The sequence below is a fragment of the Streptosporangium saharense genome, from assembly GCF_014203715.1.
Lineage (GTDB): Bacteria > Actinomycetota > Actinomycetes > Streptosporangiales > Streptosporangiaceae > Streptosporangium > Streptosporangium saharense.
Genome location: NZ_JACHJP010000025.1, coordinates 1 through 1,059 on the forward strand (window position 1 = coordinate 1; position 1,059 = coordinate 1,059).

At 56.8% G+C, this 1,059-nt stretch carries 1 rRNA gene; it reads left to right on the top strand.

The features are described from left to right. Positions 1-1,059: ribosomal RNA gene (locus tag FHS44_RS40035) — 23S ribosomal RNA — on the top strand; the annotation flags it as partial.

The following is a 1,059-nucleotide window of genomic DNA, read 5'->3' on the forward strand; positions in this document are numbered from 1 at the left end:
TGTCTGTGATGTGACTGCGTGCCTTTTGAAGAATGAGCCTGCGAGTTATGGTGTGTGGCGAGGTTAACCCGTGTGGGGGAGCCGTAGCGAAAGCGAGTCTGAAGAGGGCGTTTGAGTCGCATGCTGTAGACCCGAAGCGGAGTGATCTAGGCATGGGCAGGTTGAAGCGTGGGTAAGACTGCGTGGAGGACCGAACCCACCAGGGTTGAAAACCTGGGGGATGACCTGTGTTTAGGGGTGAAAGGCCAATCAAACTCCGTGATAGCTGGTTCTCCCCGAAATGCATTTAGGTGCAGCGTTGCGTGTTTCTTGCCGGAGGTAGAGCACTGGATGGCTGATGGGCCTTACCGGGTTACTGACGTCAGCCAAACTCCGAATGCCGGTAAGTGAGAGCGTAGCAGTGAGACTGCGGGGGATAAGCTCCGTAGTCGAGAGGGAAACAGCCCAGATCACCGACTAAGGCCCCTAAGCGTGTGCTAAGTGGGAAAGGATGTGGAGTCGCAGTGACAACCAGGAGGTTGGCTTAGAAGCAGCCATCCTTGAAAGAGTGCGTAATAGCTCACTGGTCAAGTGATTCCGCGCCGATAATGTAGCGGGGCTCAAGTACACCGCCGAAGTCGTGGCACTCACACATTTAGCCTGGCAGGGTTTCCTGTCTGGGTGTGTGGGTGGGTAGGGGAGCGTCGTGCAGCCGGTGAAGCAGCGGAGTGATCCAGTTGTGGAGGCTGTGCGAGTGAGAATGCAGGCATGAGTAGCGAATCAGAAGTGAGAAACTTCTGCGCCGGATGACCAAGGGTTCCTGGGGCAGGTTAATCCGCCCAGGGTAAGTCGGGACCTAAGGCGAGGCCGACAGGCGTAGTCGATGGACAACGGGTTGATATTCCCGTACCCGCTATGATGCGCCAGTACTGAATCCAGTGATACTAAGGGTCCTTAACCCGGCTGTTCCTTCGGGGACGGTGTCAGGGTGAACGCCTGGCCTGATCTGGTAGTAGGTAAGCGATGGGGTGACGCAGGAAGGTAGCCCAGCCCAGGCGGTGGTTGTCCTGGGGTAAGCAT